26 protein-coding genes, 1 tRNA gene and 1 pseudogene are annotated in these 25,539 nt (G+C 70.4%); 21 read left to right on the top strand and 7 right to left on the bottom strand.

The features are described 5' to 3' along the window. Positions 1-163: 163 nt before the first annotated feature. The 3 genes from ACPYN4_RS05835 to ACPYN4_RS05825 all read right to left on the bottom strand — a co-directional run bounded on the left by ACPYN4_RS05835 (position 164) and on the right by ACPYN4_RS05825 (position 2,138). Positions 164-484, bottom strand: a complete 321-nt coding sequence (locus tag ACPYN4_RS05835) for a hypothetical protein (RefSeq protein ID WP_424445935.1) — start codon at positions 482-484, stop codon at positions 164-166. A 214-nt stretch (positions 485-698) separates the two neighbouring features. Next, positions 699-1,289, bottom strand: coding sequence for a nitrate ABC transporter substrate-binding protein (locus tag ACPYN4_RS05830; RefSeq protein ID WP_281652665.1), 591 nt, complete (start codon positions 1,287-1,289; stop codon positions 699-701). Positions 1,290-1,298: 9 nt separating this feature from the next. Continuing rightward, positions 1,299-2,138, bottom strand: a complete 840-nt coding sequence (locus tag ACPYN4_RS05825; RefSeq protein WP_281652664.1) for an inositol monophosphatase family protein — start codon at positions 2,136-2,138, stop codon at positions 1,299-1,301. 104 nt (positions 2,139-2,242) lie between these two features. On the opposite strand from ACPYN4_RS05825, the gene ACPYN4_RS05820 reads away from it, so the two are divergent. Further along, positions 2,243-2,318 (top strand) — tRNA-Lys (locus ACPYN4_RS05820). Between the two features lie 163 nt (positions 2,319-2,481). Here the strand turns inward: ACPYN4_RS05820 and ACPYN4_RS05815 are convergent. Together ACPYN4_RS05815 and ACPYN4_RS05810 are read right to left on the bottom strand one after the other, a co-directional pair. After that, positions 2,482-3,704 (bottom strand): annotated as a pseudogene (locus tag ACPYN4_RS05815) (MFS transporter). Continuing rightward, positions 3,701-4,132: a MarR family winged helix-turn-helix transcriptional regulator gene (locus tag ACPYN4_RS05810; protein ID WP_239280579.1), complete on the bottom strand. Its 432-nt coding sequence runs from the start codon at positions 4,130-4,132 to the stop codon at positions 3,701-3,703. Before ACPYN4_RS05810 ends, ACPYN4_RS05815 begins: the two are co-directional and overlap by 4 nt. Before the next feature lie 153 nt (positions 4,133-4,285). Here ACPYN4_RS05810 and ACPYN4_RS05805 point away from each other — a divergent pair, with 153 nt between their 5' ends. From ACPYN4_RS05805 to ACPYN4_RS05765, 9 genes are read left to right on the top strand one after another with little or no spacing between them, the layout of a single operon-like run. After that, on the top strand, positions 4,286-5,500 hold the full coding sequence (locus ACPYN4_RS05805; RefSeq protein ID WP_424445934.1) for a substrate-binding domain-containing protein: 1,215 nt from the start codon (positions 4,286-4,288) through the stop codon (positions 5,498-5,500). Between the two features lie 24 nt (positions 5,501-5,524). Beyond that, a complete protein-coding gene (locus ACPYN4_RS05800; protein ID WP_076690515.1) occupies positions 5,525-6,292 on the top strand; it encodes an ABC transporter ATP-binding protein in 768 nt (255 codons plus the stop codon). Beyond that, entirely contained in the window at positions 6,289-7,047 is a 759-nt protein-coding gene (locus tag ACPYN4_RS05795) for an ABC transporter ATP-binding protein (RefSeq protein ID WP_076690516.1), read from the top strand. Before ACPYN4_RS05800 ends, ACPYN4_RS05795 begins: the two co-directional genes overlap by 4 nt. Further along, entirely contained in the window at positions 7,044-7,919 is an 876-nt protein-coding gene (locus ACPYN4_RS05790) for a branched-chain amino acid ABC transporter permease (protein ID WP_239280583.1), read from the top strand. Before ACPYN4_RS05795 ends, ACPYN4_RS05790 begins: the two co-directional genes overlap by 4 nt. Beyond that, complete coding sequence (locus ACPYN4_RS05785; RefSeq protein ID WP_239280584.1) at positions 7,916-9,076, top strand: branched-chain amino acid ABC transporter permease; 1,161 nt, start codon at positions 7,916-7,918, stop codon at positions 9,074-9,076. The genes ACPYN4_RS05790 and ACPYN4_RS05785 overlap by 4 nt, the downstream gene beginning before the upstream one ends. Next, positions 9,073-10,653: a class I adenylate-forming enzyme family protein gene (locus ACPYN4_RS05780; protein WP_239280585.1), complete on the top strand. Its 1,581-nt coding sequence runs from the start codon at positions 9,073-9,075 to the stop codon at positions 10,651-10,653. Before ACPYN4_RS05785 ends, ACPYN4_RS05780 begins: the two co-directional genes overlap by 4 nt. Beyond that, complete coding sequence (locus ACPYN4_RS05775) at positions 10,640-11,335, top strand: TetR/AcrR family transcriptional regulator (protein WP_239280586.1); 696 nt, start codon at positions 10,640-10,642, stop codon at positions 11,333-11,335. Before ACPYN4_RS05780 ends, ACPYN4_RS05775 begins: the two co-directional genes overlap by 14 nt. After that, positions 11,328-12,080, top strand: coding sequence for a 3-hydroxybutyrate dehydrogenase (locus ACPYN4_RS05770; protein ID WP_239280588.1), 753 nt, complete (start codon positions 11,328-11,330; stop codon positions 12,078-12,080). Before ACPYN4_RS05775 ends, ACPYN4_RS05770 begins: the two co-directional genes overlap by 8 nt. Further along, positions 12,077-13,000 (top strand): alpha/beta hydrolase, encoded by a 924-nt coding sequence (locus ACPYN4_RS05765; RefSeq protein ID WP_315549016.1) that lies wholly within the window; start codon positions 12,077-12,079, stop codon positions 12,998-13,000. Before ACPYN4_RS05770 ends, ACPYN4_RS05765 begins: the two co-directional genes overlap by 4 nt. A 52-nt stretch (positions 13,001-13,052) precedes the next feature. Here the strand turns inward: ACPYN4_RS05765 and ACPYN4_RS05760 are convergent, their stop codons facing one another. Next, positions 13,053-13,844 carry an IclR family transcriptional regulator gene (locus ACPYN4_RS05760; RefSeq protein ID WP_239280592.1) on the bottom strand — a complete coding sequence of 264 codons (792 nt, stop codon included), beginning with the start codon at positions 13,842-13,844 and terminating at the stop codon, positions 13,053-13,055. 119 nt (positions 13,845-13,963) lie between these two features. Between ACPYN4_RS05760 and ACPYN4_RS05755 the strand changes: the two genes are divergently transcribed. From ACPYN4_RS05755 to ACPYN4_RS05745, 3 genes are read left to right on the top strand one after another with little or no spacing between them, the layout of a single operon-like run. Next, a complete protein-coding gene (locus ACPYN4_RS05755; RefSeq protein WP_239280594.1) occupies positions 13,964-14,764 on the top strand; it encodes a CoA transferase subunit A in 801 nt (266 codons plus the stop codon). A gap of 1 nt (position 14,765) precedes the next feature. Beyond that, positions 14,766-15,419 (top strand): 3-oxoacid CoA-transferase subunit B, encoded by a 654-nt coding sequence (locus ACPYN4_RS05750; RefSeq protein ID WP_239280596.1) that lies wholly within the window; start codon positions 14,766-14,768, stop codon positions 15,417-15,419. Beyond that, positions 15,416-16,600 (top strand): acetyl-CoA C-acetyltransferase, encoded by a 1,185-nt coding sequence (locus tag ACPYN4_RS05745; RefSeq protein ID WP_239280598.1) that lies wholly within the window; start codon positions 15,416-15,418, stop codon positions 16,598-16,600. Before ACPYN4_RS05750 ends, ACPYN4_RS05745 begins: the two co-directional genes overlap by 4 nt. A 174-nt stretch (positions 16,601-16,774) precedes the next feature. Here the strand turns inward: ACPYN4_RS05745 and ACPYN4_RS05740 are convergent, their stop codons facing one another. Further along, positions 16,775-17,029, bottom strand: a complete 255-nt coding sequence (locus ACPYN4_RS05740) for a hypothetical protein (RefSeq protein ID WP_239280600.1) — start codon at positions 17,027-17,029, stop codon at positions 16,775-16,777. A 43-nt stretch (positions 17,030-17,072) separates the two neighbouring features. Between ACPYN4_RS05740 and ACPYN4_RS05735 the strand changes: the two genes are divergently transcribed. The 8 genes from ACPYN4_RS05735 to ACPYN4_RS05700 all read left to right on the top strand — a co-directional run bounded on the left by ACPYN4_RS05735 (position 17,073) and on the right by ACPYN4_RS05700 (position 25,440). Beyond that, entirely contained in the window at positions 17,073-18,491 is a 1,419-nt protein-coding gene (locus tag ACPYN4_RS05735; RefSeq protein WP_239280602.1) for an alpha,alpha-trehalose-phosphate synthase (UDP-forming), read from the top strand. Continuing rightward, positions 18,488-19,273: a trehalose-phosphatase gene (gene otsB / locus ACPYN4_RS05730; protein ID WP_239280604.1), complete on the top strand. Its 786-nt coding sequence runs from the start codon at positions 18,488-18,490 to the stop codon at positions 19,271-19,273. Before ACPYN4_RS05735 ends, otsB begins: the two co-directional genes overlap by 4 nt. A 9-nt stretch (positions 19,274-19,282) precedes the next feature. Further along, a complete protein-coding gene (ilvD, locus tag ACPYN4_RS05725; RefSeq protein ID WP_239280606.1) occupies positions 19,283-20,989 on the top strand; it encodes a dihydroxy-acid dehydratase in 1,707 nt (568 codons plus the stop codon). Between the two features lie 63 nt (positions 20,990-21,052). Further along, a complete protein-coding gene (locus ACPYN4_RS05720; RefSeq protein WP_239280608.1) occupies positions 21,053-22,855 on the top strand; it encodes an acetolactate synthase large subunit in 1,803 nt (600 codons plus the stop codon). Between the two features lie 2 nt (positions 22,856-22,857). Then, a complete protein-coding gene (ilvN, locus tag ACPYN4_RS05715; RefSeq protein WP_076690529.1) occupies positions 22,858-23,367 on the top strand; it encodes an acetolactate synthase small subunit in 510 nt (169 codons plus the stop codon). Between the two features lie 35 nt (positions 23,368-23,402). Next, positions 23,403-24,428, top strand: a complete 1,026-nt coding sequence (gene ilvC, locus ACPYN4_RS05710; protein ID WP_424445851.1) for a ketol-acid reductoisomerase — start codon at positions 23,403-23,405, stop codon at positions 24,426-24,428. Positions 24,429-24,586: 158 nt separating this feature from the next. Next, complete coding sequence (locus ACPYN4_RS05705; protein ID WP_424445850.1) at positions 24,587-25,090, top strand: DNA polymerase III subunit gamma/tau; 504 nt, start codon at positions 24,587-24,589, stop codon at positions 25,088-25,090. Then, positions 25,087-25,440, top strand: a complete 354-nt coding sequence (locus ACPYN4_RS05700; RefSeq protein WP_424445849.1) for a bacitracin resistance protein — start codon at positions 25,087-25,089, stop codon at positions 25,438-25,440. Before ACPYN4_RS05705 ends, ACPYN4_RS05700 begins: the two co-directional genes overlap by 4 nt. Positions 25,441-25,539 lie beyond the last annotated feature (99 nt).

Here is a 25,539-nt window from a genome sequence, read left to right as displayed (position 1 = left end):
ATCTGCGATCAGTACCTGCAGCAGCGAGCCAGCGATCGGCTGGCCCGCAGCATGGATCATCCTCGCCATGTGTGTAATCCTGGCCATCATCTCGACGCGGCAAATCGCCCGGCCTCGACTCTCTGGGCGACCCAAAGACTGAGTATCGGAGAAGAGACCAAGGTCACACGGGGACTCCCTTCGCTGATGCGTGCGTACGGCGTGCGACCCCCGCATCATCAAGCGTGCGCGCTACGACGCGTTCCGTCGCACCGACCAAGGCAGCGATGCGCTTGACCGACATACCTGACCGACCGGCATCCACGGCGCGCTCGCGTTCCTCGTCACTCAGGATCGCCCGCCTGACCGTCCGCGTCGGGACACCCTCCCTGTGGAGGTGTTCCGAAACGGTCGTGCGATGGATGCCGAAACGGCGCCCGAGCTCGTAGACCGATGCCCCCTGCGTGTACGCCTCGACGAGCGCCGCAATCTCGGCGTCCGACAGCCGGTTTGCCCGTTCCTGGAGGGCCTTCCCGTTTCGATTCCCCGTAGGTGCCTGGAACCGGCGGGCGCCCTCGATCAGCCAACGCCGGGGTTACGCCACCCCTGAGATTCGAGTAAGTTCCCAGGGTTTCCACCAGCCGCTGTCACCAGGCGAAGGCCCCGGCATCCCGCACGATGTGCGACGGATGCCGGGGCCTTCGCCGTTCCGGTCGTCCTCAGCTCGCGGGGCGCTGGATCAGCAGAAGCCCCTGCTTGGTGTCGGCCACCGTCACCCAGCCGTCGCCGAACTCGTACGTCATGCCGTAGCCGTCCTCGTCGGTCGTGGGAGACTGCGTGGCGTCCTCCGTAACGTAGTAGCCCTCGGCGGCCTCCTCGCGGGTCCACCCCTGCGACTCCAGACGGCTGACCGCGGCATCCGCCTCCTCCGCCGTGATCGGCGCCCAGCCGAACAGCAGCAGATTGCCCGACGCGACGGAGTAGTCCGCCCACGTGCACGTGATGCCGCCCTCGAGCGTCTCACCCGCGACCGCGAAGACATCCTCCTTGTAGGTCCAGTTCTGCGCCTTCAGGTCGGCGAGGATGTCGCTGCCGATGAGGTCTTCGCACGACGCCTCCGCCGCGCCCGCCGTGGCCGTGGCGCTCGGGGTCGGAGCGGCGGTGGTCACCGCGGCGGTCGGTGAGACCGCGTTGCCGGTCGCGGTGGGCGCCGGCTGCGCGCTGCCGCCCCCGCAGCCGGTGAGCAGGACCGGCAGCAGGACAGCGGCGCCGAGGGCGGCGGTGAGGGACAGGCGGCGGGAAGTCGTCATGTGGCGTTCTCAGTTCGTGGTGGCGGGGGAGGAGAGCAGGGTGAGGAAGTCGTCGTGCAGGATGCTGTTGGTCGCCAGCGACGACCGCGACGCGATGCTGTCTGAGCCGTCGATGTCGGAGAACCGTCCGCCGGCCTCATGGACGATCGGGACGAGGGCGGCGATGTCGTACTCCTTGACGCCGAACTCGGCGACGAACTCTAGGCGCCCCTCGGCCAGCAGCATGTACGGCCAGGTGTCGCCGTAGCCGCGGTCGCGCCAGACGGCACGGCTGAGGCGGAGCAGGTCCTCGCTGCGGCCCACCTCGTCCCACTGGGCGATCGACTGGAAGCTGACGCTCGACTCCGCGATCGTCGACACTGTCGACACCGCCAGGCGTCGCGGATCGCCCTCCGGCGTGTTCGTCCACGCGCCGAGGCCCGTCGCCGCCCACCAGCGGCGTCCGAGCGCCGGCTGGCTCGCGACGCCGACGCGAGGAACACCGTCGATCGCGAGGGCGATCAGCGTCGTCCACATGGGGATGCCCTTGAGGTAGTTCGCGGTGCCGTCGATGGGGTCGATGATCCACTGCCGCGCGCTGTCACCGCTCGTGCCGTACTCCTCGCCGAGGATGCCGTCGGCGGGGCGCTCCGCGGCGAGGATGCCGCGGATCGCCCGCTCGGTGGCGAGATCCGCCTCCGTGACGTGCGAGGCGTCGGCCTTCAGCTGGACGTCGAGATCGGCGGCATCGAAGCGTGCCATCGAGACGGCATCCGCCGCGTCGGCCATCTGCAGTGCGAGCGCGAGATCATCGGACAGATCGCCGTCGAAGGGCGCACTCCAGGAGGGTGTCGCAGCGGGGGAGGTCACATGGTCAAGGATACGTGGCACGGCATGCTCGATTCGCGATGAACCGCATCGGGATGGTAACGTTGCTCCTCGGTTCGCCCCTGCGAAAGCGGCGGCCACGGAACGCACCTCTAGCTCAATCGGCAGAGCAACTGACTCTTAATCAGTGGGTTCTGGGTTCGAGTCCCAGGGGGTGCACCACCAGGAAACGCCCCTCCCGACACTCGTCGGGAGGGGCGTTTTGCTGTGCGGCACCGGCGCCGGGCGGGCGTTCGTCCGACGCAGATGGCGGACATCGCCGCTGATGGCGACGATCCGCGTCGGATGAAGGATGCGCCGGATGAAGGCCGCGCGGAGCGCTCCGCTACGCCGCGTCGCCGACGAGCACGGCGGCGGCTTCCTCCGCGGCATCCGCCTCGTGCGCGTCGATCCGCGCCAGCGCGCGGCGCCCAAACAGGATCGTCGCCGCCGAGACGAGCACCGATACCGCGGCGAAGACGAACGGCACCGATGCGTTGAAGGCGTGCCACAGGGCCGCCGCGATCGGGGAGCGGCCGCACCGCCCAGGAACCGCACGGCCGAGTACGCCGACGATGCGACCGACCGCGGCAGGTCGGTGGCCTCCATGACCGACTCGGTGAGGATCGTGTTCATGAGGCCGAGCAGCAGGCCGCCGACGATGATGCAGGTCACCAGCGCGGCGGGGCTCGCGACGACGAGCGCCGCGACGAGCAGGTCGATCGCCAGCAGCGGGAGCACGATCAGCATCGCGGTGCTGCGGGACAGACCCCGCAGCAGCAGCGGAGCAACCCACACACTCGTGACCGCGAGGGCCACGCCCCACCCGAAGAAAGTCAGGCCGATCCCCATCGCGCCGAACCCGAGCGGGAACGGCGAGAAGGCGAGCAGCACGAAGAACCCGACGTTGTAGAACAGCGCCGCGATCGCGAGCACGGCGAGAGCCGGCTGGCGCAGCGCCCGGAACGGCGCCGACAGCGGCACAGGTGTGCGCTTCTCCTCGCCACCGCGCAGCAGCACCATGACGGCGATGAAGGCGATCGCCATGAGCGCGACGACACCGAAGAACGGTCCGCGCCAGCTGATCTCACCGAGGATGCCGCCGAGGAGCGGCCCGATCGCGATGCCGAGCCCGAGGGCGGCCTCGTACAGGATGATCGCCGCCGCGCTGCCGCCGGAGGCGGCGCCGACGATCGTGGCGAGGGCGGTGGAGATGAACAGGGCGTTGCCGAGTCCCCAGCCGGCGCGGAACCCGATGACGGCGTCGACGCTGCCGGAGAGTGCGCACAGCAGCGCGAAGACCACGATGAGCGCGAGACCGGTGAGCAGCGTCGCCTTGGTGCCGATGCGCGAGGAGATCCAGCTCGTCACCAGCATCGCCAGGCCCGTCACGACGAGGTAGCTCGTGAACAGCAGTTCCGTCTCGACCGGGGAGGCCTCGAGCGATTCGGCGATGGCCGGCAGGATGGGGTCGACCAGCCCGATGCCCATGAAGGCGATGACGCAGGCGAACGCGACCGCCCAGACCTGCGCCGGCTGGCGCCACACGCTGACCTTCGCCCCGCTCATCGCGCGACCTCCGCGGTCCGCGTCCGCGCGCCGACGATGTCGGCGGCCCGCCGGATCGTCTCCCACTCGTTCTCGTCCAGGTCGCTGAAGCGGGGGGCGAGTGCCTCGCTGAGCACCCGCAGCCAGTCTTCGAGCGCGGAGAGGCCCGCGTCCGTGGCCGACACGACGGTGGCACGCGAATCAGTGGCGTCGGCGCCGCGGTCCACCAGTCCGGCATCCGCCATCTGCGCCACCAGTCGGGTCATTCCCGGCTGCGTCACCCGGCTGAGGGCGGCGAGGTCGCCGATTCGCTGCGGACCGTGATCGCGCAGGAGAACGAGGGTGCGCCATTGGGCGGCGGGGGCTTCGTTTCGGGTCTCCAGCGACGCGACGCGCGTGAGCGCGTGCGCGCCGACGAGGAGACGCAGGATGTCGTCGGCGTGTTGCATACCGCAAGTATATACCCGAGGTATGTAACGTGGGGTTACCGGATCGTGATCGGCCGTGCCCGCTCATTGTTTGACAGGGGGACCGAACCTGAACAGACTTTCAGTACCTGAATCACATCTCAGGTCTACCTTCCAACGGTGAAAGGCACGCACATGCGGGTTACGAAGAAGTTGCTCCCCACCCCGGCGCTGGTGGCCGCCGTCGTCGCCACGGCGGCTCTTGCCCTCGCGGGTTGCGCACCTCAGTCCGCCGCACCCAGCGGCGGCGGGACGGCGGATGCCGGACCGGCCGAGATCACCGTCGGCGTGATCACGAGCGAGACCGGTCCGCTCGCCGGCTACGGCAAGCAGTATCTCGACGGCTTCAGGGCCGGTCTGGACTACGCCACCGACGGCACGAACGAGGTCGACGGCACGAAGATCACGGTCGAGTACCGCGACGATGCCGGCGACCCCGACACCGCGGTCGGTGCGGCCAAGGAGCTGATCGGCGCCGGCGTCAACATCCTCGCCGGCAGCGCCTCGTCGGGCGTCGCCGCAGCGATGGCCGAGCAGGCGGGGCAGAACAAGGTCCTCTTCATCTCCGGACCCGCTGCCGCCGATGCCCTCACCGGCATCAACGGCTATACCTTCCGCAGTGGGCGGCAGTCCGCGCAGGACGTCGCCACCGCTGGCACGTTCCTCGGCGACCTGGAGGGCAAGACGGTGACGGTGTTCGCGCAGAACAACGCCTTCGGCCAGGGCAACGAGGCCGCCGTCAAGGCGATCCTCGGCGCCAAGGGCGCAACGGTGAACAGCGTGCTCGTCGCGGAAGACGTCACCGAGTTCACGCCGTTCGCCCAGCAGGTGCTCGCCGGCACCCCCGACCTCGTCTTCGTCGCGTGGGCCGGAGCGACCTCGGGAGCGATGTGGCAGGCGATGAGCCAGCAGGGCGTGCTCGACGCGGTTCCGGTCGTCACCGGTCTCGGCGATGCCGCGACGTTCGGTGCGTACGGCGAGGCCTCGGAGAAGATCAGCTTCTTGAACTACTACTTCCCCGGAGCCCCCGACAACGACGTCAACACCGCGATGATCGACGCGGTCGAAGCCGCCGGCGGCACCCCCGACCTGTTCACGCCCGACGGCTTCAACGCGGCGATCATGCTCGTCCACGCGATCGGCGAGGGCAAGGGCGACGTCGACGCGATGGTGGCCGCCCTCGAGGGCTTCGAGTTCGACGGGCCCAAGGGCACCCTCACGGTCCGGGCGAGCGACCACGCGCTGATCCAGGACATGTACCAGGTGAAGCTCGTCGCCGAGGGCGGCAGCTTCGTCCCGGAGCTCGTGGACACCGTCCCGGCCGACGAGGTCGCACCGGCAGAGCAGTAAGCCGGACCGCCGAAGGAACACCCCATGAGCACCCCAGTCCCGTCCGCGCTGAAGATCGAAGGCCTCGGCCTGCAGATCGGCGGAGCCACCATCCTGAAGGATGTCGACCTCGACATCGCGCCCGGCAGCATCGTCGGCGTGATCGGGCCGAACGGCGCCGGCAAGACCACGTTGTTCAACGTGATCTCCGGAGTCGCCCGTCCCACCGCGGGCCGCATCCTGATGAACGGCGACGACATCACCCGCTCGTCCGTGCCCCAGCGGGCGCGGGCGGGACTGGGGCGCACGTTCCAGACCTCCAGCCTGTTCCCTCGCCTGAGCGTGCTGGAGAACGTCCGACTGGCGGCCCAGGCACGCCTGGGCGGCAACTACTCGCTGCTGCGCTTTCCGCGTCGCAGCGACCCGGCGACCGAGCTCGCCCTCGCGCAGCTCGTCAAAGTCGGTCTGACGCACAAGCTCGACACCGCCGCCGGCGACATCTCGCACGGCGACAAGCGCAAGCTCGAGATCGCGGTGCTTCTCGCGACGGATGCCGAGGTCGTGCTGCTCGACGAGCCGATGGCCGGCGTGGCGTCGGGAGATGTGCCGGGCCTCGTGGCGAACATCCGCGACATGCAGCGCGACACGCAGTGCACGGTGCTCATGGTCGAGCACCACATCGACGTCCTCATGGGTCTCGTGGCGAAGGTCGCCGTCATGTACGCCGGCTCGATCATCGCGTTCGACACCCCGGAGCGCATCATGGCCGACCCCCTCGTGCAGAGCGCGTACCTCGGGACGGCGGCCGCATGAGCGCCCCGATCCTCACCGTGTCGCACCTGTCCGCGTCGATCGCAGGGCAGCAGGTGGTCGAGGACGTCTCGCTGTCGGTCGCACCCACCGGGATCACCGCGGTCCTCGGTCGCAACGGCGTCGGCAAGACCTCGACCCTGCGCGGCATCCTCGGCCTCATCCACCGGCAGGGCGAAGTGACCCTCGCGGGGGAGCGGATCGACACCCTGCCGACCCATCGCATCGTGCAGCGCGGCGTCGGCTATGTGCCCGAGGACCGCGAGGTCTTCGCCGGTCTCACGGTCGCCGAGAACCTCGCCCTGGCCGAACGCGACCGCTCGCCGCGGCGCGAGTTCGTCGCGGAGCTCTTCCCCGACCTCGTCGCGCGGCGCGGGCAGCTGGCGGGCACGCTCTCCGGCGGCCAGCAGCAGATGGTCTCGGTCGCGCGGGCGCTCCTCAACGAGAACCGCATCCTTCTCGTCGACGAGCCGACGAAGGGTCTTGCGCCGAAGATCGTCAGCCAGGTCGCCGACGCCCTCGCCGAAGCGGCCAAGGTCGTCCCGATTCTCCTCGTCGAGCAGAACCTCGAGGTGGTGCGCCGCCTCGCCGACGACGCCGTCGTCATCGCGGGCGGTCGCGTCGTGCACACCGGCAGCGCCCGGGAGATCCTCGACGACGAGGCGCTGACCACGCGCCTGCTGGGCGTCAGCGCCGAGACCCACCCGGGCGCCTCCCACCCGGGCAAGGCGCAGAGCGAGCGGAGCGCGTCGGCATGAGCAGCATCGTCCTCATCATCCTCACCGGCGTCGGTCTCGGCGCCCTCTACTTCCTCGTCGCGTCCGGCCTCAGCCTCATCTACGGCCTCATGCACGTGCTGAACTTCGCCCACGGCGCCTTCCTCACCCTGAGCGCCTTCGTCGGGTGGCAGGTCGCACAGGCGCTCGGCACGGCATCCTGGGGATCGTTCCTCGTGTCGATCCTCGTCGGCGCCGCCGTCGGCGCGATCTTCGCGACGCTCACCGAGCTGATCCTCATCCGGCCGCTGTACGAGCGGCACATCGAGCAGGTCCTCGTCACGGTCGGTCTCTCCTTCGCAGCGGTGGCGCTGTTCGAGGGGATCTGGGGGACGGATGCCGTCAACATCTCCGGTCCCGCATGGCTCAAGGGCACGACCGAGGTGCTCGGCGCCCGCATCCCGAACACGTACTGGGTGCTCATGCTGGCGGCAGCGGCCGTGCTCGTCGCGCTCGTGCTGTTCCTCGGGAAGACCCGCTACGGCATGATCATCCGCGCCGGCGTCGAGAACAGGTCGATGGTCACCGCACTCGGCATCGACGTGCGCAAGAGCTTCACGCTCGTCTTCGCGATCGGCGGCGCCGCCGCCGGCATCGGCGGCGTGCTGGCGATGCACTACACGACGTTCGTGTCGGCGCACCTCGGTGCCACGCTGCTGATCTTCGCGTTCATCGTCACCGTCATCGGCGGCCTCGGGTCCTTGACGGGAGCCGCGATCGCGTCGGTCCTCGTCGCGGTCCTGCAGCAGTTCGCCAACGTGTACCTCGGCGGGACCGGGGACTTCATCGTCGTCGTGCTGCTGGCCGTCGTCCTGCTGGTGCGACCCCGCGGCCTGATGGGGAGGAAAGCATGACCGTCACCACCGGCATCCCCACCCTCGTTCCCGGCCGCCGGGGCGCCTTCCTGCCGTTCGCGGTCGGCGCCGCGCTCGTCGTCGTGATGGCGGTGCTCCCCCTGCTGAACATCCAGATCCCCGGCATCCTTCCCGGCCCGACGTACACGCCGGGGACGCTCGCGCTGCTGTCGCTGTGCATGGTGTTCGCGGCCCTTGCGCTGTCGTACAACCTGCTGCTCGGAACCTCCGGCATGCTGTCGTTCGGCCACGCCCTGTACTTCGGAGCGGGGGCGTACGGGCTGGGACTGGCCCTGAAGTACTTCGGCGTCCCGCTGTGGCCGGGCGTCTTGATCGCCCTCGTCGGCGGTCTCGCGATCGCGGCGTTCACCGGGGCGATCTCGATGCGGGTCAGCGGCATCCCGTTCGCGATGGTCACTCTCGCGTTCGCGCAGGCGGGCTCCGTGCTCGTGCGTCGCAACCAGGCGGTCACCGGCGGCGAGGAGGGCCTGCGACTGCCCGTCGAACACGTGCCGGAGTGGCTGGTCGGCGTCGTGAACACCCGGAACCTCTACTGGCTCACGCTCGTCGTGCTCGTCGTGGTCTACCTCGTGGTGCTGTGGGTCGACCGGTCGCGCCTCGGGCACCTCGCCCAGGCGGCGCGCGAGAACGAGCTGCGCGTGCAGGTGCTGGGCCTGCGCCCCTACACCGCGAAGCTCATCGTCTTCGTCGTCGCGGCGCTGTGCGCCTCGCTCGCCGGCATCGCGTACATGCTGCTGCAGTCGGGCACCCAGCCGAGCGCCGTCGGCGCCGATCTCACGATCACCGTGCTCGTCATGGTGGTCCTCGGTGGCGTGGGGTTCCGCTGGGGTGCGATCGTGGGCGGTGTGCTGTACACGATCCTCGACCAGCGTCTGACGGTGCTGGCGCGCTCGGAGGCGATCGCGGGGCTTCCCGACGTGCTGCGCATCCCGCTCTCGGAGCCGCTGTTCCTCCTGGGGGTGCTGTTCATCCTCGTCGTGATGTTCCTGCCCGGTGGCATCGCCGGCACGATCGACGCGTGGGTGCGCCGGCGTCGTGGCGAGCGCACTCGGTCGCAGCTGCGGCAGCTCACCGAGGCGCAGGATGCCGCGGACCCCGCGACGGGCGAGCCGCAGCCGGCGGGGGTGCGCGGATGAGCGGCCCGACCGGCGACGGCGTCGCGCTCGGCGCGGACGCGCCGCACACGCTCGGGCGCTGGCTCACCGATCGCGCGGCGAGCGCGCCGGATCACACCGCGATCGACGATCGCGGGGTCCGCATCGGGTATGCCGACCTCGACGACCGGGCGCGCGAGCTCGGCCTGTCGCTCCGCCGCGCCGGGTACGGCCCGGGAGACCGCATCGCGACGATCTCCGGTAACTCGATCGACCACGTCGTGGCGTTCTTCGCGTGCGCCAAGACCGGAATCGCCTTCGTGCCCCTCTCGTGGCGACTGTCCTCCCGGGAGCTGAGCGAGGTCCTCACGCAGTCCTCACCCGTTCTCGTGCTCGTCGAGGACGAGTACATCGGCACGGCGACCGAGGCGCTGCGGCGCGTGGTGACGCCGCCTGCGATGGCACTGCTCGGGACGACCGGCATCGAGGCGGCAGTGCCGTCCCGCCCGGGAGACCCGGCGCCGGTGCGTGGTGTGCGCGACGACGACCCGCTGCTGATCATCTACACGTCCGGCAGCGAGTCGGCCCCCAAAGGCGTCGTGCTCACCCACGCCAACTGCTTCTGGAACAACCTCGCCCTCGCGGGTGCGGTGCAGCTCACCGGTGAGGACGTCGTGCTGGCGATGCTGCCGCAGTTCCACGTCGCGGGCTGGAACTGCCAGCCGCTGCTCGCCTGGTGGGTCGGCGCCACGGTCGTGCTGGAGCGCTCCTTCCAGCCGCAGCGCATTCTGCAACTGCTCGTCGACCGGCGGGTGACGGCCATGATGGGCGTTCCCACCCAGTATCGGCTGCTGGCCGACGACCCCGCGTTCGCCGACGTCGCCGGTGCGATGCTGCGTCACGCGCTCGTGGGCGGTGCGACGATCCCGCCGGACCTCGCGGCGCGCTGGGCCGCGGCCGGCGTGCCTCTCACGCAGGGCTACGGCCTGACCGAGGCGGCACCCAACGTGCTGTGCCTGCCGCCATCGGAATCCACCCGGCATCCGGGAGCCGTGGGCCGCCCCTACCCGCACGTGGACGTCTGCGTCGCCGACCCCGACACCGGCCTCGTGCTCGACGGTGAGGCGACGGGTGAGCTGTGGGTGCGGGGGCCGAGCGTCTTCGCGGGCTACCTCCACGATGCGGCCGCGTCGGCGCGGGTGCGTCAGGGGGAGTGGCTCCGCACCGGAGACATCGTGCACCGCGACGGCGACGGCGTGTACCGCATCGTCGACCGTCTGAAGGACATCTTCATCTCCGGCGGGGAGAACGTCGCGCCCGCCGAGGTGGAACGCGCGCTCGAACTGCATCCCGCCGTCGCGCAGGCCGCCGTCGTCGGCGTGCCCGATGACGTGTGGGGCGAGCGGGGCGTCGCGTTCGTGGTCAGGGTCGAGGGCGCGCTGCTCGGCGAGGACGAGGTCCTCGCTCACGCGCGGTCGGAACTGGCCGGATTCAAGGTTCCCGTGCGCGTCGTCTTCGTCGATGACCTGCCGCGGTCGACGATCGAGAAACTGGCACGCTCGCGCCTGCGAGAGCGTGCCGCACGCCTGGTGGAGGGAACCGCGCATGAGCACAGCTGAGACATTCGGACGCAGCGCGGTGGCCGAGCCCGGCGCCGCGCTGTCGGCGACCGGCAAGCCGCTCACCAAGCGCGGCGAGGCGACGAGGCGCAAGCTGCTCGAGGCGGCGGAGGAGGTCTTCGCCGATCTCGGATACCACGAGGCGTCGATCGTGAAGATCACCGAGCGCGCCGGGATCGGACTCGGCACGTTCTACCTCTACTTCGACAGCAAGCAGCAGGTCTTCGAGGAGCTGGTCGTCGACCTCAACCGGCGCGTGCGGCATTCGATGGCCGAGGCGATGGCCGGATCGACCAACCGCATCGACGCTGAGCGCGCCGGATTCGAGGGGTTCTTCCGCTTCACCGCGGCCCACCCGGCCCTGTACCGGGTCGTGCGGGAGGCGGAGTTCGTGTCGCCGGAGATGCTGCGGCTGCACTACACCCGCATCGTCGAGGGGTATGAGGCGGGGCTGCGTGCGGCACAGGCCGACGGCGACGTCGACGCGGCGCTCGATCCGGAGGTCACCGCCTGGGCGCTCATGGGCGCCGGCGAGCTCATCGGCATGCGCTACCTCCTCTGGGAGCGCGACGGCGACGGCCGACCGCCGGCCGAGATCGGCGACGACGTGATCGACAGCATGATGCGGTTCATCCGCAACGCGCTGACGGCGACGAACGGAAAGGGAGGAACCCATGATTGAGCAGGATCTCGCCGGCAAGCGGGCGATCGTGACGGGCGGGGCCAGCGGCATCGGCCTCGCGTGTGCACAGGAGTTCGCCGGTCGCGGCGCGCACGTCGTGGTGGCGGACTTCAACGGCGACGCGGCGCAGGCCGCGGCATCCGACATCGGCGGCGAAGCGTGGGTGGTCGACCTCTCCGACACCGCCGCGCAGGAGGATCTCCACCTGCACGCCGACATCCTCGTCAACAACGCCGGGGTGCAGACGGTCGCCCCGATCCAGGAGTTCGATCCCGATCGCTGGCGGTTCATGCACCGGCTCATGGTCGAGTCTCCCTTCCTGCTCATCCGCGCTGTCCTCCCCGGCATGTACGAGCGCGGGTGGGGGCGCATCGTCAACATCTCCAGCGCGCACGGGCTGCGGGCGAGCGCGTTCAAATCCGCGTACGTCAGCGCCAAGCACGCGTTGGAGGGGCTGTCGAAGGTGACGGCGCTCGAGGGCGGCCCGCACGGCGTCACCAGCAACTGCATCAACCCGGCGTACGTGCGCACGCCGCTCGTCGAGAAGCAGATCGCCGACCAGGCGAAGCTCCACGGCATCGATGCGTCGGAGGTGGTCGAGAAGATCATGCTCACCGAGACCGTCGTGAAGCGGCTGATCGAGCCTGCGGAGGTGGCCTCGCTGGCCGGCTGGCTCGTCTCCGACCACGCCGGGATGGTCACCGGCGCGAGCTACACGATGGACGGCGGGTGGACGGCGCGATGACGGCCCGCACCGCGCGAGCCGTCGAGGTCCCCGTCGCCGGCGGCGTGCTGCGGGTGGGCGTGTGGGATGCCGCCCCCGACGCGCCGACGATCCTCGCCGTGCACGGCGTCACCTCCTCGCACCTGGCGTGGCAGCTGCTCGCCGAGGAGCTGCCGGGCGTGCGCATCGTCGCTCCCGACCTGCGCGGACGCGGGCAGAGCAACGCGCTCGCGGGGCCCGCGGGCATGGCGGCGCACGCCGACGACCTGGCCGCCGTGTGCGCCCACCTCGATATCGTGCCCGCCCTGGTCGTCGCCCACTCGATGGGCGCGTTCGTCGCCGTGGTCCTCGCGCATCGGCATCCCGCCCTCGTCCGGCGCCTCGTGCTCGTCGACGGCGGCCTGCCGCTCGCCGCACCCGCCGACCTCGCGCCCGACGACCTGGTCGCGGCGATCCTCGGTCCCACCGCGGCGCGCCTGTCGATGAGGTTCGCCGACACGGCCGCGTACCTGCGCTTCTGGCGCGAGCACCCGGCCTTCGCGGCGGACTGGTCGCCCGAGCTCGAACGCTACCTCGCGTACGACCTGGTGCCCGTCGCCGACGGCGAGGCGGCGCTGCGCCCGGCGACGAGCTACGCCACGACGGTCGAAGACACGGTTGACATGAACACGCGGCCCACCGTGACGGAGGCGCTCGACGCCCTTGGGGTGCCGACCGTGCTCGTGACGGTGCCGCGCGGGCTGCAGAACGAGACGCCCGGCCTGTACCCACCCACGCACCTGGCGGCCCTCCTCGCCCGGTACCCGGCGGTCGAGCACGTCGCGTGGCCGGGGTTCAACCACTACACGGTCGTCCTGAGTCGCCCAGGCGCCGCGCGCCTGGCAGACCTCGTCACCGCACAGCTGGCCCTCGCCGCCGCCGAGAAACCACTCGCGCGCTGAGAAACCACGCCTGGCATGGTTTCTCGAGCCGGGAATGGTTCTTCGGCGCGCGTCAGCGGGTGCCGGCGGCGACGCGGGTCGTCAGCTGGTGAGCGTGGGCCAGCAGCGTGCGGCCGAGCTCGGGGATGCGGTCGGGGGAGAAGCGGAAGTCCACGCCGGTCAGGCTGAGCGCCCACTGCGGGTGCCCCGATCTGGTGAACACCGCCGCTCCGATGCCGTAGCTGCCGGCCACGATGAGCCCGGGGTTCAGCGCGTAGCCGCGCGCGTGCGTCTCGCGCAGTCGCGCGCGCAGCCGCGGCTCGGCATGCGCGGCGCCGTGGCGCTCGGCGAGCTCGGGATGCCGCTCGAAGTAGGCGTCCACATCGTGGGGAGGCAGGAAGGCGAGGATGGCGAGCCCCGCGGAGGCGACGCCGAGCGGAAAGCGGACGCCCTCTGAGAGCACGAACGAGCGGATCGGGAACGCGCCGTCCTCGCGGATCAGGCACACGGTCTCGTCCCCGCGCCGCACCGAGAGGAAGGCGCTCTCCTCGGTGCGCACCGCGAGCGAGCGCACGATGTCGCGCGCGATCGCCGTGATGTCGTAGCGGGATGCCGCGACGGTGCCCATGAGGTAGAGCTCGGGCCCCGGCATCCACCTGCCGGTGCGCTCATCCTGGTCGACGAGCCCCTCGTGCCGGAGGGCGGTGAGCAGCCGGTGGCTCGTAGGGCGCGTCAGGTCAGCCCGCCGCGCCAGGTCCGCCACGGTCAGCCCCTCGTCGCCGGCCGCCGTCACGAGTCGCAGCAGGGCCGCCGCGCGTGCGACGGACTGCGCGCCGGGAACCGTGCGGGCGGGCGAGGTGTCCATGATGTGGACCGTACGCGGTTCGGCATCCACATCGCAAGCGTGGGGGTGCGCGAGGGCGGCGGCCGCGCGCACGATGGATGCAGGCACGACGACGTGACCGGTGGACGAAGGAGCGACACGTGATCGACAAGACGTTTGCCTCGGCGGCGGAGGCGGTGGCCGACATCCCGGACGGCGCGTCGCTGGCCGTCGGCGGGTTCGGTCTCTCGGGCAATCCCATCGCGCTCATCGAGGCGCTGCTGGCGCAGGGCACGCGGGACCTGTCGATCGTGTCGAACAACTGCGGCGTCGACGACTGGGGGCTCGGCGTGCTGTTGAACGCCAAGCGCATCCGCAAGATGACCTCCTCCTACGTCGGGGAGAACAAGGAGTTCGAGCGGCAGTTCCTCTCCGGCGAGCTCGAGCTCGAGCTGACGCCGCAGGGCACGCTGGCCGAGAAGCTGCGCGCCGGCGGCGCGGGCATCGCCGCCTTCTACACCCAGACGGGCGTCGGCACGCAGGTCGCCGAGGGCGGCCTGCCCCGCAGGTACGACGGACAGGGCGGCGTCGCCGTCGCATCCCCCCGGAAGGACGTGCGCGTGTTCGCCCCGGACGGCACCGAGCGTGAGTACGTGCTCGAGGAGGCGATCGTGACCGACTTCGCCCTGGTTCACGCCCGCCGCGGCGACACCCACGGCAATCTCGTGTTCAACAAGTCGGCGCGCAACTTCAACCCGCTCGCCGCCATGGCCGGGCGGGTGTGCATCGCCCAGGTCGAGGAGCTCGTCGCCCCGGGCGAGCTCGACCCCGACAGCATCCATCTGCCCGGAATCTACGTGCACCGCATCGTCGAGGTCGGCACGGACATCGAAAAGCGTATCGAGCGACGCACCGTGTCGGTCGCTGAGGCACTCTCGCGCGACATCCCGGAAGGAGCCTGAGATGGCACTCACCCGCAACGAGATGGCGGCCCGCGCCGCCGCCGAGCTCGCCGACGGCTCGTACGTCAACCTCGGCATCGGCCTGCCGACGCTCGTGCCCAACTACGTGCCCGACGGCGTCACCGTCGTGCTCCAATCCGAGAACGGCATCCTGGGCGTCGGGCCCTACCCGACCGAGGATCACGTCGACCCCGACCTCATTAACGCCGGCAAGGAGACGGTGACCACGCTCCCCGGCGCCGCCTTCTTCGACTCGGCGCTGAGCTTCGGCATGATCCGCGGCGGAAAGATCGATGCCGCGATCCTCGGCGCCATGCAGGTGTCGGCCGCGGGCGACCTCGCAAATTGGATGATCCCCGGCAAGATGGTCAAAGGCCCCGGTGGGGCGATGGACCTCGTGCACGGTGCCGGCACGGTCATCGTGCTGATGGAGCACGTCGCCCGTGACGGGTCGGCGAAGATCGTGAACGACTGCTCGCTTCCGTTGACCGGCCGCGGCGTCGTCGACCGCATCATCACCGACCTCGCCGTCATCGACGTCACCCCCGAGGGGCTCGTCCTCGTCGAGACGGCGCCCGGCGTCACGGTGGACGAGATCGTGGCTGCCACCGAACCTGAGCTGATCATCGCCGAGCACCTGAAGGAGATCGCATGAGCACCGACGACATCGTCATCGTGGCCGCCGCCCGCACGCCGCAGGGGCGGCTGAAGGGGCAGCTCGCCTCGTTCACGGCACCGCAGCTGGGGGGCTTCGCCATCGCAGGCGCGCTCGCGCAGGGCAGCATCCCGGCGGATGCCGTGGACGCGGTCATCCTCGGGCAGGTCCTGCCCGCAGGGTCAGGGCAGAACCCGGCCCGCCAGGCCGCGATCGCCGGCGGCCTGGGGTGGAACGTGCCGGCATCCGCCGTCAACAAGGTGTGCCTATCGGGCCTCACGGCCATCATCGACGCGAAGCGCATGATCGCCTCCGGCGACGCGAAGGTCGTCGTCGCCGGCGGCATGGAGTCGATGACGCGCGCGCCGCACCTGCTCATGGGCTCGCGCGACGGCTGGACCTACGGTTCGGTCGAGGTGCTCGACCACATGGCGTACGACGGTCTGACCGACGCCTACGACAGGGAGTCGATGGGCGCGTCGACGGAGCGACTAAATCCGTCGTTCGACATCACCCGTGACGCGCAGGATCGCGTCGCGGCGCTCTCCCACCAGCGCGCCGCCGCGGCATACGACGCGGGGGTCTTCGACGGTGAGATCGTCCCGATCGAGGTCCCGCAGCGGCGGGGGCCGGCCGTGACCGTCACGGTGGACGAGGGGATCCGCCCCGAGACCACGGTGGAGACGCTCGCGGGGCTTCGCCCGGCGTTCGCGAAGGACGGCACCATCACGGCGGGCAACGCGTCGCAGATCTCCGACGGCGCCGCGGCGGTCGTGCTCACCACGCGTGCCCACGCCGACGAGAACGGCTGGACGGTCCTGGCGGCGGTGGGAGCCGCCGGACAGGTCGCCGGTCCCGACAACTCGTTGCACGCCCAACCCGCGCGCGCGATCGAACAGGCACTGCAGCGGCAGCAACTCACGGCATCCGACCTCGATCTCGTCGAGATCAACGAGGCGTTCGGGGCCGTCGTAGCGCGGTCGCAGTCCGAGCTGGGGCTGTCCGACGACGTCGTCAACATCCACGGCGGCGGGATCGCGATCGGGCACCCGATCGGAGCATCCGGTGCACGGTTGGTCGTGCACGCCGTGCACGAGCTCGTGCGGCGCGGGTCCGGAACGGCAGCGGTCGGCCTCTGCGGCGGGGGCGGTCAGGGCGAGGCGCTCATCCTCACGCGCTGAGGCCCGGCGCGCGGCGGTTAGCATGGTCACCGACGACGACGGAGGATCCTCATGTGCTATCCGGTGAGCTGCGACACCTGCGGCAAGACGACGTGGGCCGGCTGCGGCGAGCACATCGACGCCGCACTGGCGGGCGTCGCGGCGGGTGACCGCTGCACCTGCCCGCGCTGACCCTCAGCGCGTCACGCGCTGCTTCAGCAGCTTCTTCTCTTTGCCGTGCACGGGGGAGTCGGTTGCGATGAGCGCCCCGCGCTCCGCCCGGCGGGTGTCGACGATCGTGCCGATCGCGAGCGCGAGCGTGATTCCCCAGCTCAGCCAGGCAAGCGCCTGCCGCCAGGTGAACGGCACATCGCCGCGCGCACTGCGCAGCAAGGTCAGTCCGCTCGTCACGGCGGAGATGATCCCGGTCCCGAACAGGTACTTGCGCATGCGTCCACGTTAGCCTGGAACCACGCCTGCCGAGAGGAGCCGCGTGAGCGACACCACAGCCGAGGCCGACGTCATCGTCGTGTCCAACCGCCTTCCCGTCGACCACTCCGATGATGCCGAGGGAGGCTGGCGCCGTTCGCCCGGCGGTCTGGTCGCCGCGCTGGAGCCCGTGCTGCAGTCCACCGGCGGAGCCTGGGTGGGCTGGCCGGGCACGGCGGACCTCGAGGTCGCGCCCTTCGCGTTCGACGGCATCTCCCTCGTCCCCGTCACGCTCAGCGATGAGGACGTGGAGCTGTACTACGAGGGCTTCTCCAACGACACCATCTGGCCGCTCTACCACGATGTGATCTCGCCGCCCGCCTATCACCGGGAGTGGTGGGACGCCTACGTGCGGGTGAACGAGCGGTTCGCCCAGGCCGCGGCATCCGTGGCCGCGCCCGGTGCCACGGTGTGGGTGCAGGACTATCAACTGCAGCTCGTGCCGCGCCTGCTCCGAGAGCTGCGTCCCGACGTCGTGATCGGCTATTTCCACCACATTCCCTTCCCGGCCTACGGCATCTACTCGCAGCTGCCGTGGCGCCGCCAGGTGCTGGAGGGACTGCTCGGCGCCGACGTCATCGGCTTCCAGCGGACGACGGATGCCGGGAACTTCGCGACCGCCGTGCGCCGACAGCTGGGACTCGAGACGAAGTCCGGAGCGGTGCGCGTCCCCGGGCCGGACGGCTCGGAGCGCCGCGCCGTGGCGAAGGCCTATCCGATCTCGATCGACGCCGCGCTCTACGACGAGATCGCCCGTCGGCCCGAGGTGCAGGAGCGTGCCCGGGAGATCCGCGAGAGCCTCGGCAACCCGCGCACGATCCTCTTCGGGGTGGACCGCCTGGACTACACCAAGGGGATCATGCACCGACTGAAGGCGTACGGCGAGCTGCTCGCCGAGCACCGCCTCGACGTCGAGGACGTCACGTTGGTGCAGGTGGCCAGCCCCAGCCGGGAGCGTGTCGCGGCGTACATGCAGCTGCGCGACGAGATCGAGCTGACCGTGGGGCGCATCAACGGCGACCACGACACCGTCGGCCACACCGCCATCCGGTATCTGCACCACTCGTATCCCCGCGAGGAGATGGTGGCCCTCTACCTCGCGGCCGACGTCATGCTCGTGACCGCCCTCCGCGACGGCATGAACCTCGTGGCGAAGGAGTACGTCGCCAGCCGTATCGACGGCCGCGGTGCGCTCGTGCTGAGCGAGTTCACCGGCGCGGCGGACGAACTGGCGCAGGCGGTCAAGGTGAACCCGCACGACATCGAGGGGCTCAAGCACGCCATCATGACGGCGGTGCAGATGCCGCCCGCCGAGCAGGCGCGCCGCATGCGTGCGCTGCGCCGGCGCGTGCGTGACCACGACGTCGCGGATTGGTCGCACCGCTTCCTCACCGACCTGGACGCCGTGCGGGGGAGCCGATGACGATCGACGACGCCCTCGCGAGCCTTGCCGGCACCGACCGCCTGCTCGTCGCGCTGGACTTCGACGGCACGCTCTCGCCCCTCGTCGACGACCCCATGAGCGCACGGATGGCACCGACGGCCCGGGCCGCCGTCGACGCCCTCGCGGCGGCGCCCGACACGACTGTCGCGCTCGTGTCGGGCCGGAGCCTGCCCGACCTCCGCGTCATCGCCGAGCACGGGGACGATTCCGTCCTGCTGCTGGCCGGCTCCCACGGCGCCGAGCACTGGACCCCCGCAGACGGACCGCGGCACCCGGCCGCCGGTGAGCCGACCCCCGACGAGCGGGCCGAGCGCGACCGGCTGCGCGCCGCGGCCGAGGCGCTCGTCGCCGACGTGCCGGGGGCGTGGATAGAACCGAAGACCTTCGGCTTCGCGGTGCCCTCGCGCACCGTCCCGCCGGCCGCCCGCGCGGACCTGCACGCCAGGGTGGATGCGCTCATGGCGACGCAGGCGCCGCAGTGGCGGCGTCGCACCGGCCACCACATCGTCGAGTACGCCTTCCGCGAGGAAGGCAAGGACACGGCGATCGCGTGGCTGCGCGCGTACACCGGCGCGACCGCCGTGCTCTTCGCCGGCGACGACGTCACCGACGAGGACGCGCTCGGCTCGCTCGGGCCGGGCGACGTCGGCGTGCGTGTCGGGGCGGGGGAGACCGCGGCATCCGTTCGTGTGGAGGGCATCCCAGAACTGGCCGAGATGCTTGTACGGCTCGCGCACGAGCGCACCCGCACGCGGGAATAGACTTCGAGAATGCCTGCCAGCGATCCGAACATCGACATCAAACCCCGCAGCCGCGTCGTCACCGACGGCATCGAGGCGACCACCTCCCGCGGCATGCTGCGCGCCGTCGGCATGGGCGACGAGGACTGGGACAAGCCCCAGATCGGCATCGCGTCCAGCTGGAACGAGATCACGCCGTGCAACCTGAGCCTGGACCGGCTCGCGCAGGGCGCCAAGGAGGGCGTGCACTCCGGCGGCGGCTACCCGCTGCAGTTCGGCACCATCTCCGTCTCCGACGGCATCTCGATGGGCCATGAGGGCATGCACTTCTCGCTCGTGAGCCGTGAGGTCATCGCCGACTCGGTCGAGACCGTCGTCATGGCCGAGCGCCTCGACGGCACGGTGCTGCTGGCCGGGTGCGACAAGTCCATTCCCGGGATGCTGATGGCCTCGGCGCGCCTGGACCTGTCGAGCGTCTTCCTCTACGCCGGCTCGATCGCCCCCGGCTGGGTGAAGCTCTCCGACGGCACGGAGAAGGACGTCACCATCATCGACTCGTTCGAGGCCGTCGGCGCGTGCCTCGCGGGCAAGATGAGCGAAGCCGACCTCAGGCGCATCGAGTGCGCGATCGCCCCCGGCGAGGGGGCCTGCGGCGGCATGTACACCGCGAACACGATGGCCTCCGTCGCCGAGGCGCTCGGGCTGAGCCTGCCGGGCTCCGCGGCGCCGCCGTCGGCCGACCGCCGCCGCGACTACTTCGCGCACCGCTCGGGCGAGGCCGTCGTGAACCTGCTCCGTCAGGGCATCACGACGCGGGACATCCTCACCAAGGAGGCGTTCGAGAACGCCATCGCGCTCGCGATGGCCCTCGGCGGGTCGACCAACGTCGTGCTGCACCTCCTGGCGATCGCGCGCGAGGCCGAGGTCGAGCTGAGCCTGCACGACTTCAACCGCATCGGCGACAAAGTGCCCCACGTGGCCGACATGAAGCCGTTCGGGAAGTACGTCATGAACGACGTCGACCGCCACGGCGGCATCCCCGTCATCATGAAGGCGATGCTCGACGAGGGCTTCCTGCACGGCGACGCGCTGACGGTCACCGGCAAAACCCTCGCGGAGAACCTCGCCGAGCTCGACCCCGACCCCATCGACGGCACGGTCATCCACACGTTCGACAACCCGATCCACGCCACCGGCGGCCTGACGATCCTGCACGGCTCGCTGGCACCGGAGGGGGCTGTCGTGAAGACGGCCGGCTTCGATGCCGCCGTGTTCGAGGGCCCCGCCCGGGTCTTCGAGCGCGAGCGCGCCGCGATCGACGCCCTCGCCGAGGGGAGCATCGAGCCCGGCACCGTCGTGGTGATCCGCTACGAGGGCCCCAAGGGCGGCCCCGGCATGCGCGAGATGCTCGCCATCACCGCGGCCATCAAGGGCGCGGGGCTCGGAAAAGATGTACTACTCTTGACGGACGGACGATTCTCAGGCGGCACAACCGGCCTGTGCATCGGCCACATAGCACCCGAAGCGGTGGACGCTGGTCCCATCGCCTTCGTGCGCGATGGTGATCTGATACGGGTCGATATCGCGGCTCGCACTCTCGACCTACTCGTTGATGACGCAGAGCTGAACTCCCGCCGTGACGGCTGGGAGCCGCTTCCCCCGCGCTACACCCGTGGCGTTCTGGCCAAGTACTCCAAGCTCGTGCGCTCCGCTGCCGAAGGCGCGACCACGGGCTGAGCCCGGAGTGCCGCGCCCACCGGGAAGCCGCCCTCACACGCATCCGACACCCGAGGTACCCCTATGTCTCTCGACACCGCCGCGGCCGTGCCGCGCCCGCCCGCCCGAGGATCCGCCGCACCGGTGCTGACCGGCGCGCAGGCGGTCGTCCGCTCCCTCGAAATGCTGGGGGTGACCGACGTCTTCGGTCTTCCCGGCGGCGCGATCCTCCCCGTCTACGACCCCCTGATGGACTCGACGGACCTCCGTCACATCCTCGTGCGCCACGAGCAGGGCGCCGGTCACGCCGCCGAGGGCTACGCCTCGGCATCCGGCAAGGTCGGGGTCGCCATCGCGACGTCCGGTCCCGGCGCCACCAACCTCGTCACGGCCATCGCCGACGCGTACATGGACTCGGTGCCGATCGTCGCGATCACCGGTCAGGTGTTCTCGAACCTCATGGGCACCGACGCGTTCCAGGAGGCCGACATCGTCGGCATCACGATGCCGATCACGAAGCACTCGTTCCTCGTGAAGGATGCCGCGGAGATCCCCGGCGCGATCGCGGCCGCATACGAGATCGCCTCGACGGGCCGTCCCGGTCCCGTGCTCGTGGACATCACGAAGGACGCGCAGCAGGCCGAGGCGCCGTTCGTGTGGCCGCCCAAGGTGGACCTTCCCGGCTACCGCCCGGTGACGAAGGCGCACGGCAAGCAGATCCAGGCCGCCGCGCAGCTGCTGGCCGCGGCCCGCAAGCCCGTGCTGTACGTCGGCGGCGGGGTCATCCGGGCGCGCGCCTCCGCCGAGCTGCTGACGCTCGCCGAGACCACCGGCGCGCCGGTCGTGACGACGCTGATGGCGCGGGGCGCCTTCCCCGACTCCCACGCGCAGCACCTCGGCATGCCCGGCATGCACGGCACGGTGCCGGCTGTCCTGGCACTGCAGGAGGCCGACCTCATCGTCGCCCTCGGCGCCCGCTTCGATGACCGCGTGACCGGCAAGGCCGCGCTGTTCGCGCCCCACGCCCAGGTCGTGCACGTCGACATCGACCCCGCGGAGATCTCCAAGATCCGCACCGCCGATGTGCCGATCGTGGGCGATGTGCGCGACGTGCTCGTCGACCTCGAGGGCGCCTTCCGCACGGCGACGTCCGGCGACAGCCCCGACATCGCGGAGTGGTGGTCCTACCTCGACGGACTGCGCACCGAGTTCCCCCTCGGCTACACCCAGCCGAGCGACGGCCTCATGTCGCCGCAGTACGTCATCTCCCGCATCGGCGAGCTGACCGGCCCCGAGGGCGTCTACGCCGCGGGCGTCGGACAGCACCAGATGTGGGCGGCGCAGTTCATCAAGTACGAGCGCCCGAACGCGTGGCTGAACTCCGGCGGGGCCGGCACGATGGGCTACGCGGTGCCGGCCGCGATGGGCGCGAAGGTCGCCGAGCCGCACCGCGACGTGTGGGCGATCGACGGCGACGGCTGCTTCCAGATGACCAATCAGGAGCTCGCGACCTGCGCGATCAACAACATCCCGATCAAGGTCGCGATCATCAACAACTCCAGCCTCGGCATGGTGCGCCAGTGGCAGACGCTGTTCTACGACGGCCGGTACTCCCACACCAACCTCAACACCGGTGCGGGCACCGTCCGCATCCCCGACTTCGTCAAGCTCGCCGAGGCCTACGGGTGCCTCGCGATCCGCGTGGAGAAGGAAGAGGACGTGGATGCCGCGATCACCACGGCGCTGGAGACGAACGACCGCCCCGTCGTGATCGACTTCGTCGTCTCGGCCGACGCCATGGTGTGGCCGATGGTGCCGCAGGGTGTCAGCAACAGCTACGTCCAGTACGCGCGTGACCACGCCCCGAGCTTCGACCAGGAGGACTGAGAATGTCGACTCATGTGCTGAGCCTCCTCGTCGAGGACAAGCCGGGTCTGCTGACCCGCGTCGCGGGGCTGTTCGCCCGCCGCGGCTTCAACATCAACTCGCTCGCCGTGGGCGTCACCGAGGTGCCGGGACTGTCGCGCATCACGGTCGTGGTCGATGTCGACGCGCTGCCGCTGGAGCAGGTGACCAAGCAGCTGAACAAGCTCGTGAACGTCATCAAGATCGTGGAGCTGGAGCCGGCCGCATCCGTCCAGCGCGAGCACATGCTCATCAAGGTGCGCGCCGACAACCAGACGCGTTCGAACGTGATCGAGGTGGTGAACCTGTTCCGCGCCTCCGTCGTCGACTACGCGACCGACGCGCTGGTCGTCGAGGTCACCGGAGACCGCGGCAAGGTCGACGCGCTGCTGCGCGCCCTCGAGCCGTTCGGCATCAAAGAGCTCGCCCAGTCCGGCATGGTCGCCATCGGCCGCGGCGGAAAGTCCATCACCGAACGCGTCCTGCGCAACTGACTTCCCACACCATCACGAAGGAGAAACACATAACCATGGCTGAGATCTTCTACGACGCCGACGCCGACCTGTCCGTCATCCAGGGCAAGAAGGTCGCGATCGTCGGCTACGGCTCGCAGGGCCACGCGCACGCGCAGAACCTGCGCGACTCGGGCGTCGAGGTCGTCATTGCGCTGAAGGACGGCTCGAAGTCCGCCGCGAAGGCGACCGAGGACGGCTTCGAGGTCAAGAGCGTCGCCGACGCGACCGAGTGGGCCGACGTGATCATGATCCTCGCGCCCGACCAGCACCAGCGCGGCATCTACAGCGAGTCGATCAAGGACCGTCTCACCGAGGGCAAGACGCTCGCGTTCGCGCACGGCTTCAACATCCGCTTCGGCTACATCGACGCGCCCGAGGGCGTGGACGTCATCCTCGTCGCCCCGAAGGCCCCTGGCCACACGGTGCGCCGCGAGTTCGTCGCCGGCCGCGGCATCCCCGACATCATCGCCGTCGAGAAGGACGCGTCGGGCACCGCGTGGGCGACCGCGCTGTCGTACGCGAAGGCGATCGGCGGCACCCGTGCCGGCGTCATCAAGACGACCTTCACGGAAGAGACCGAGACCGACCTGTTCGGTGAGCAGTCGGTGCTCTGCGGTGGCATGAGCCACCTCGTGCAGTACGGCTTCGAGACGCTCACCGAGGCCGGCTACCAGCCGGAGATCGCCTACTTCGAGGTCCTGCACGAGCTGAAGCTCATCGTCGACCTCATGTGGGAGGGCGGCATCGCCAAGCAGCGCTGGTCGATCTCCGACACCGCCGAGTACGGCGACTACGTCTCCGGCCCCCGGGTCATCGACCCGTCGGTCAAGGAGAACATGAAGGCCGTGCTCGCCGACATCCAGTCCGGCGCGTTCGCCGAGCGCTTCATCGCCGATCAGGATGCCGGTGCCCCCGAGTTCCTGGCCCTGCGCGAGAAGGAGGCGCAGCACCCGATCGAGACGACCGGCAAGCAGCTGCGCTCCCTGTTCGCCTGGAAGCAGCAGGACAGCGACTACACCGAGGGCAGCGCCGCGCGCTGACCTCCCACAATCCTCGGCACACCCGCCGAGCAGGCTTGCGAAAGCCACACCGGGCCCGGCTCCCTCACGAGGGGGCCGGGCTCTCGGCTTTTGCTAGCGTCGACCGACCCGCAGCAGGTCGCCGCCGCCGCGGCGGCGGTCGCCGGTACGCTGAACGGGTGAGCACCGGACGCGACGACGACGCCCTCAGCTGGGACGGCGATGACGATCCCACGCTCGACGTCGGGACCCGACCCGCGGCCGACCCGGAACCCGCGGCAGGGCCGGTGGCGCTGCCGGACGGCTACACCGCGGTCGGACGCGGCAGCGACGAGGTCGGCCGGATCGAGCCCGACGGGACGGTGACGATGCCGGGCGAGCCGACGCCGCTCGGCAACGTCGTGCTCGTGAGCCTCGGCATCCTCGGCGGCGTCTACGCACTCTTCACGATCGGCTGGATCATCGGTGGGCTGCGCCTGGAGGGCACCGCGCAGTTCCTCGTGAGCCCCGTCGGGTATCGCTTCGCCTTCTGGCTCGCCGTCATCGCGCCGGCGCTGTGGTTCGCGACGGTGTACCTGCTCACGCGGCTGTCGAAGCCGTGGCTGCGGCTGGTCTGGCTGATCGGCGGGCTCGCCCTCCTCGTCCCGTGGCCGTTCGTGATGATCGGAGCGGTGGGACAATGACCGCCGACACGACCGCCGCGCCGCGGCGCGCGCCGCAGACGCCCACGTGGGCGGTCGTCACGATCGCCGCGCTGTTCGGGCTCTTCTACGCCTACGCGGTGTGGAACGCCGTGGACTTCCTCGTCGCGCAGGCGACGGGCGCCCTGTCGCTGAACGCCTACGGCTGGTTCGTGCTGCTGCTGGCGGTCGTCTTCCCGCTGATCGCGTTCGGCATCGCGTTCGCGCTCGGCTGGCGACGAGTGTGGTGGCAGTTCGCGCTCGTGATGGTGACCGGCCTCGCCGTCGTCGCAGTGTTCTGGCTGAACATCATCGCCTACAGCGCCGTCGCCGGCGCGTCGATGCTGGGCTGAAGTCGCCGACGCCTCCCCGTCACGGGGCGTGACCGCGGGCGTCACACGGTCGGGACCGCGCGTCGCGCCCGGGTAGGCTGAGTCCCGACACGCCCCGCC

Source organism: Microbacterium sp. CH-015 (genome assembly GCF_049707015.1).
Taxonomy (GTDB): Bacteria; Actinomycetota; Actinomycetes; order Actinomycetales; family Microbacteriaceae; genus Microbacterium; species Microbacterium aurum.
Note: the sequence above shows the minus strand (reverse complement) of the source record. Positions and strands in the feature narration are given on the sequence as shown.